This window comes from uncultured Agitococcus sp., assembly GCF_937920075.1.
Taxonomy (GTDB): Bacteria; Pseudomonadota; Gammaproteobacteria; order Pseudomonadales; family Moraxellaceae; genus Agitococcus.
Genome location: NZ_CALETI010000071.1, coordinates 1 through 6,295 on the forward strand (window position 1 = coordinate 1; position 6,295 = coordinate 6,295).

At 39.8% G+C, this 6,295-nt stretch carries 7 protein-coding genes; 2 read left to right on the top strand and 5 right to left on the bottom strand.

Annotated elements, in window-relative coordinates; genetic code table 11:
• Window positions 1-320 (top strand): hypothetical protein (locus Q0212_RS02840; RefSeq protein ID WP_297921913.1); only part of this gene is annotated, 320 nt, incomplete at its 5' end.
• 145 nt (window positions 321-465) lie between these two features.
• Window positions 466-1,608 carry an alpha/beta fold hydrolase gene (locus Q0212_RS02845; RefSeq protein WP_297921916.1) on the top strand — a complete coding sequence of 381 codons (1,143 nt, stop codon included), beginning with the start codon at window positions 466-468 and terminating at the stop codon, window positions 1,606-1,608.
• A 50-nt stretch (window positions 1,609-1,658) separates the two neighbouring features.
• On the opposite strand, the gene Q0212_RS02850 is transcribed toward Q0212_RS02845, so the two are convergent.
• From Q0212_RS02850 to Q0212_RS02870, 5 genes are all read right to left on the bottom strand, one after another.
• The gene (locus tag Q0212_RS02850) at window positions 1,659-3,755 is read right to left on the bottom strand and encodes a TonB-dependent siderophore receptor (RefSeq protein WP_297921919.1); all 2,097 of its coding nucleotides are present in this window, start codon (window positions 3,753-3,755) and stop codon (window positions 1,659-1,661) included.
• A 129-nt stretch (window positions 3,756-3,884) separates the two neighbouring features.
• Window positions 3,885-4,292, bottom strand: coding sequence for a protein TolR (tolR, locus tag Q0212_RS02855; RefSeq protein WP_297921922.1), 408 nt, complete (start codon window positions 4,290-4,292; stop codon window positions 3,885-3,887).
• A 1-nt stretch (window position 4,293) separates the two neighbouring features.
• The gene (locus Q0212_RS02860; protein ID WP_297921925.1) at window positions 4,294-4,992 is read right to left on the bottom strand and encodes a MotA/TolQ/ExbB proton channel family protein; all 699 of its coding nucleotides are present in this window, start codon (window positions 4,990-4,992) and stop codon (window positions 4,294-4,296) included.
• Window positions 4,993-5,007: 15 nt separating this feature from the next.
• Window positions 5,008-5,706, bottom strand: coding sequence for an energy transducer TonB (locus Q0212_RS02865; RefSeq protein WP_297921928.1), 699 nt, complete (start codon window positions 5,704-5,706; stop codon window positions 5,008-5,010).
• Window positions 5,703-6,295: Fe2+-dependent dioxygenase (locus Q0212_RS02870; protein ID WP_297921931.1), on the bottom strand; the 593-nt coding region annotated here is incomplete at its 5' end. The genes Q0212_RS02870 and Q0212_RS02865, both read right to left, overlap by 4 nt.

A 6,295-nucleotide genomic window follows, 5' to 3' on the forward strand; every position in this document is an offset into this window, starting at 1 on the left:
GTATTGTATTAGCTGCTTCAAGCACAGGCAATCCAGAACAAACTATAAGATGGCTTAATTGTTCTAATTCTTTCATCTCAAAAGGTGCCTATGAAATATCCGCGCCAAATATAAGGTTCTCCACAACAAGCAGTTGTGGAACAGTTTATTATAATGGACATATTGATGAAGAATTCCTTTTATTAAACGAGCATAGCTTTATAAATGGATACAAAACAACTAGAACTTATTTGTTTATTGAATTAGCTGAAATAATTGGTATAGAAAATAATATCGAACCTAACAATGAATATGAAATACGCCACATCGGCAGAGGTTAGAAAACTTTCACATAATAATGTGTAATTTTGGCCTCAACTGTCAATCTGACCTATCTGTCCACATAAAATGTTTTTATAGTCAGTGTGCTTACTTTTAAAATACGTTAGTTTTATATTTTACTCACTAATTCCGAGAATTAGCACAATGACACCGTTCCTCGCCAAATCTAGCAAACTCTTGCCAAAACCCACACGCCGCATTCTAAACAATGCCAGTGACCGTTTGTTTCGCGCTCGTGATTTAGTCTTGGCCGATCAAACACCTTATGATGTGTTACACGATAATGGTTTGGTAAAGTTACGTCACTACTTACCCTTAACCGAAGACGAAATTTTAGTTGATGACACAGTCACAACGGTCAACAAAAAACGCCACAAAGTTCCCTTAGTCATTGTGCCGCCTTTAGCGGTAAACATGTTAATTTATGACCTATTTCCTAGTCGTAGTTTAGTCAAATATTACATAGCCCAAGGCTTTGATGTGTATCTAATTGATTGGGGTATGCCAACGCGCAAACATACTCACTACAATTTAAGCACCTATGTCACTGAATTTATGCCCGAATTTTTGGCTAAAGTTCGAGAGCATAGCGGCCAAAAAGAGCTATCTTTACACGGTTGGAGCATGGGTGGCATTTTTACCTTATGTTATACCGCACTCACCCATGACCCTGATATTCGCAACTTAGTGATTTTAGGCACACCCATCAACAGCCATGCTTCAGGTGCAATTGGTAAGGTGTATCAATTTATTGAACGTCGTGCCGAATGGGTACGCAAAAATACAGGTTTCCGTATTCACAACCTCAATCCTCAACTTTTGCATACACCAGGTTGGGCGAATGTGGTTGGCTTTAAAATGACTAATCCCGTTGGCAGTTTAATGGGCTATTGGGAATTGGTTGTTAAATTGGCTGATCGTCAATTTGTCATTAATCATGCGACGACCTCTGCTTTCTTAGACAAAATGGTTGCCTATCCAGGTGGTATTGTCCAAGACATGATGGTACGTATTTGGATTGATAATGAATTAGCCAAAGGATATATGCAATTAGGTAAAACAGAAGTGCGTTTGGCTGATATTCAATGTTCGTTATTGGCAGGAGCAGGCAAAAGCGACAACATGGTCACTAAAGCAGCCGTACAAACTTTAATGGATCATGTGAGTTCAACAGATAAAGAATTTATCGTTGTTTCTGGTGGTCATATGGGCATTTTGTCGGGTAGCAAAGCCCCACAAGACGTTTGGCCAAAAGTGGGTGAATGGTTAGCTGCACGGTCTAATTAAGACCTCACCCTAGCCCTCTCCTAATAGGAGAGGGAATTCTGCCGCTCGTATCACCAACGTCCATCAACACTTAAAATCACATTGGCATAAGTTTTCATCACATCTTGCTCAACACGTTTTAATTGGCCTTGTGCATCATACTCATATAATGTGTCTGTTCTATCGCCTGCCAATAAATTATTCACCGAAAAACGCATATTAAATTGCTTATTTATTTTATAACCCACATAAGCATTGGCTGATTTTTGCGAACCTTGCTCTTGGCGAACCGTTGCACTACTTTCTTTATCAATCGCAGAAATATAATTCGCAGATGAACCCAATGTCAGATTATTAAATTTGTACTCAATGCCCAAACTTGCCGTTTGACGATCTCCTTCACCAGCTCCTAAATTAGCCACAGCATCCGTTAAGGTATTTTGACTATAGGCATAACTACTCCGTAAGGTGATATTAGCTAGCTCTAAAGCATTAAGTTGCACTTTGCTATCAAATAATATGCCACGCAAACGTGCATCACCCACATTATAAGGGCGTTCCAACCAACGACTATTTTCGAGCAATGTCAAACGCTGCACGTAATCACTCACTTGACGTTCAAACACCGATAAAGACAGATTGCCTGCTTTTTGTGGCAAATAATGTTCAATACCCAATTCAACACTATATTGCTTTTCATTGGCTAATTGTGGATTACCTGCCCGATCAGGATTACTAGAACTATTAACACCTGATGCGGTACGAATCACGGAACTTAGCTCACTCGCACGTGCAGGACGCTGATGTTGAGCTAAACTAGCTCTAATATTCCACTGCTCATTGGGTTGCCATAAATAATGAATAGAAGGCGCAAATGTGTCTTCTTTTTGTTCAATAAAGCCTTGTTGTGTATCATTAATTTGATTATCAAACTGTTGCCAACGTAGGCCATAAGTTACGGTATGTTTTTCTGACAGCAACCATTCATCTTGCCACCATAATGCCATGCGTTGCTCTTTAATATTGGAGTCATTGCTTAATAATTGCTGTTTAAATAATTGTTCTTTAGTGTTTTTGGTGCGCCATTCAAAACCAGAGCTAACAATATGTGTTTCTAAAAAAATACTTTTGATTCGGCCATCCAAAGCAAGCTCTCTTTCAGTACGATCGGTATTTTCTTGATATGTTAATTGATTCGCTGTTTGTAATGTTTGATAAGTAGTTTTATCGGTATTTTCATCTTCAGCTTGAACAAATAACTTAATACTTTGCTCATTATTTTGTTGGCCTTGTTGTTTCCATTCGGTGATTAAACGCCCTGTTAAACGCTCGCCATCATTGCTGTCTAACTCTTGATTGACAATATTAAGACTACGTTGAGTGTAGGCGTCGCGCTGATCTTGGTTATAGGCAACAAAAGGACTGATAATAATTTGTTGATTATTTTGTAGCTTCAAATTAAATCTAGGTGACACAGATAAATTATTATCACGTCCTGTTTGTTGTGTTGTCTCTTTGCTATTTTGTGCTTGGCTAATATCGTTAATTGTGGTTATCCGTTCGCCAATTTGTGGTTTGCTATCTGCTGCTGCCGCCCATAAATAGCCATAGTTATCTTGGCTTTGACCATATTGTCCATCAGCACGTACTCCCAATCTGTCATCAGCAACAAAGCTTGTTAGTTTTGCATTTCGCGTTAGTTGTTTGGGAACATCCTTCAAAATAATATTAATGACTCCAGCAGGGCTGGTGACCAAAAATTCAGGCGTACTATTGCGAATAATTTCCACTCGTTCAATCAACTCTACAGGCAAACGCATCACCGTTCCCATATTACTACCGCCACCTAAAGGCTGACCATCGACTAAAATTTGTGGCATATTTCGATTTTGTGGGCGCCCACCTTGACCACGTTTTGGCACACCACCCATAGGAGGTTCCATAAACATGCCTGTCATGGGTAATTTATTTAATAATTCAGCAACCGTACTTGCATCTGTTGCTTCGATTTCCTTACGATCAATAATTGTTTTAGCGGCTGACGCCATCCTTCGCTCTTCTTGAACATCTATAGTTCCCTTTACTGTCACTTCGGGTAATACCGCTTCGGCCAACACAGGTTGTATGGTTAAACCTAAGGTCATAGGCCAATAAGATTTTAATTTCATAAATTTTTCTCAAAAAACAAAGCACTAAAACCAAAATTTATCTGTATTTTTTGCGTATGGTTAGCCAAGTCTAACCGCGGGACTGCGCTCAGGGTACAGAGTTGAGATCATTGAGCGTAGTCGAAATCATTAAGATTTTGGTTCAGTAATAAAACCTAACTTTTGCACGCCATTGCGTTGGGCTTCTGCCATCACTTGCATTACATATTCATACTCAACCTTTCTGTCACCACGAATATGAACTTCTGGTTGTGGTTGTTGTTGAGCAATTTGTTGCAATTTTTGACTGAGATGAGTCTGATCTATCAAACTCTCATTCCAATAAATTTGGCCTTGTTTATTAACCGAAATAGTAATTGGCTCATTTTGTATTTGATTAGGCTGATTGTTTGCCCTAGGCAAATCCACTTTTACTGAATGCGTCAATACAGGCACAGTAATAATAAAAATAATTAATAACACCAACATGACATCCACCAAGGGCGTCATATTGATTTCACTCATGATCTCATCGTCATCATCTAGGTTAAACGACATCTTAAACCGCTCCCTTACGTGGTGAGCCTGTTAAGAAATAGGCATGTAATTGACGAGCAAAACGTTGTAATTTACTGATAATCGCTTTATTAGAGCGTGTTAAGGTGTTGTAACCTAACACTGCTGGAATAGCTACTGCCAAGCCAAAAGCAGTCATAATCAATGCTTCGCCAACAGGCCCTGCCACTTTATCAATACTTGCTTGGCCAGATGCACCAATGCCAACTAAGGCATGATAAATTCCCCAAACCGTCCCAAACAATCCCACAAACGGTGCAGTCGAACCCACTGAGGCTAAAACAGGTAATCCCGCCTGCATTTTTTCGGCACTTTCTTCTATATCTGCCCGCAAAGTTTCTTTTAACCATTCGGTTAAACTAATTTGGCCATGCAAATCCTGTTTACTTTGCTCATGATGTTCAACGGCATCTTGGCCATTTAAAGCCAAACTCACAAAAGGATTAAACGTATTTGGTTTATTTTTCTCTAACAACTCTAAGCCTTGCTCAAAACTTTGACTATGCCAAAAAGCACTACTATTTTTGACAATGGTTCTGAGTTTAACTACTTGCCATGCTCGACTAATAATCACATACCAAGAAATAATCGACATAGTCAACAACAATAAGGCAACTGACTTCATCACCATATCGCCTTGTTCCCAAATTGCCATTACGCCATAAGGATTGTCATTAATCATAATATAAACTCTAAATTAGGTATCTAAAGAAAAAGAAATAGGCTGTATATACCAATAATCAATCGCCTGATTACCACGCTTGGCAGGTTGAAACCGCCATTGTTTTACGGTTTGTAAGGCAGCATCGTCTAAACGTTTAAAACCACTACTTTGTTTAAGCTTAATCTCGCCCACTGTACCATTAGCCAAAATCAGCACTTCTAATAACACTTTGCCTTGTTCGGCCAAACGTCTAGACATGGCAGGATAAGTTGGATTGGGATTATTTAAACCACTCGCATCACTGCGTGGCGGAATCACTACTGGCTCAGGCTCAGGCGCAGCCTCAACTTTACTCACAACAGGTGGTTCATTAACAACATGCGTTGGGCTAGCTTTTTCAACAATTGGTTCATTTTTTTCGACCATAACTGTTTTTTCAAGGGTGATGGCTTTTTCGGAGGGCGGTAAAACAGGCGTTTTTTGTACAATCGGCTGTAGCTGCTCTTTAGGTTGAACCACAGATTTAGGCGGTGTAGGTTGAGGTAAAGGCTCTACGGGTTTAGTCGGCAAGGCAACAGGCATAATCACTACTGCTTGCATGACTACTTCTTGGGGAGTAGGTGCAGGCGGCAATACATTTAGTCGTGTCGCCCAATATAAAGCCACACTGTGTACAAATAGCACCACCACTAAAGTAATTAGCTTATCTTTAGAAACCGATAATGCCATCATTCAGCCCATTGCCTTAATAAATTATGATAGTGATTGGTTAATGCCAAAACATCTTGGCTGTCTTGTAATTGCTGACGCAAACGAATAATAGTCATATCCAAATCAAATAACAGTTGTCGTTGCGTATTATCTTTGACCATACTTTGTGACCATAAAAACGCTGCAAAACGTTGACCATTTTCTACAGGCTCAACCCGATGTAAACTGGTCGCAGGGTAAACAATCGCATCGCCTGCTGCCAATTTTACCTCATGACTGCCATAAGTATCTTCAATAATCAACTCGCCACCTTCGTACTCATCAGGCTCTGATAAAAAAACAGTGGTTGAGACATCGGTACGAACAGGAAAACGTGTTAAAGCTTCGTATTGAATCGCACCATCGACATGATTACCAAAATGCCCTCCCTGTTGATAACAATTAAACAACGGTAATAATAATTGCTTAGGCAATACGGCAGACACAAATAAAGGATGAGCCAATAAAGCCTCTCGCACTTGCTGAGCCATTTGTTGTGCAATAGGTAGGTTTTGCGAGAGTTGTAAGTTATGTTTGACTTTTGCCGCCTGTGCGCCAGCCGTATTCGCGC

Coding starts and splice junctions, on each gene's coding strand:
- Q0212_RS02865 (WP_297921928.1), bottom strand. CDS start 5,706: ATGATGGCATTATCGGTTTCTAAAGATAAGCTAATTACTTTAGTGGTG.
- Q0212_RS02850 (WP_297921919.1), bottom strand. CDS start 3,755: ATGAAATTAAAATCTTATTGGCCTATGACCTTAGGTTTAACCATACAA.
- Q0212_RS02845 (WP_297921916.1), top strand. CDS start 466: ATGACACCGTTCCTCGCCAAATCTAGCAAACTCTTGCCAAAACCCACA.
- Q0212_RS02860 (WP_297921925.1), bottom strand. CDS start 4,992: ATGATTAATGACAATCCTTATGGCGTAATGGCAATTTGGGAACAAGGC.
- tolR (WP_297921922.1), bottom strand. CDS start 4,292: ATGTCGTTTAACCTAGATGATGACGATGAGATCATGAGTGAAATCAAT.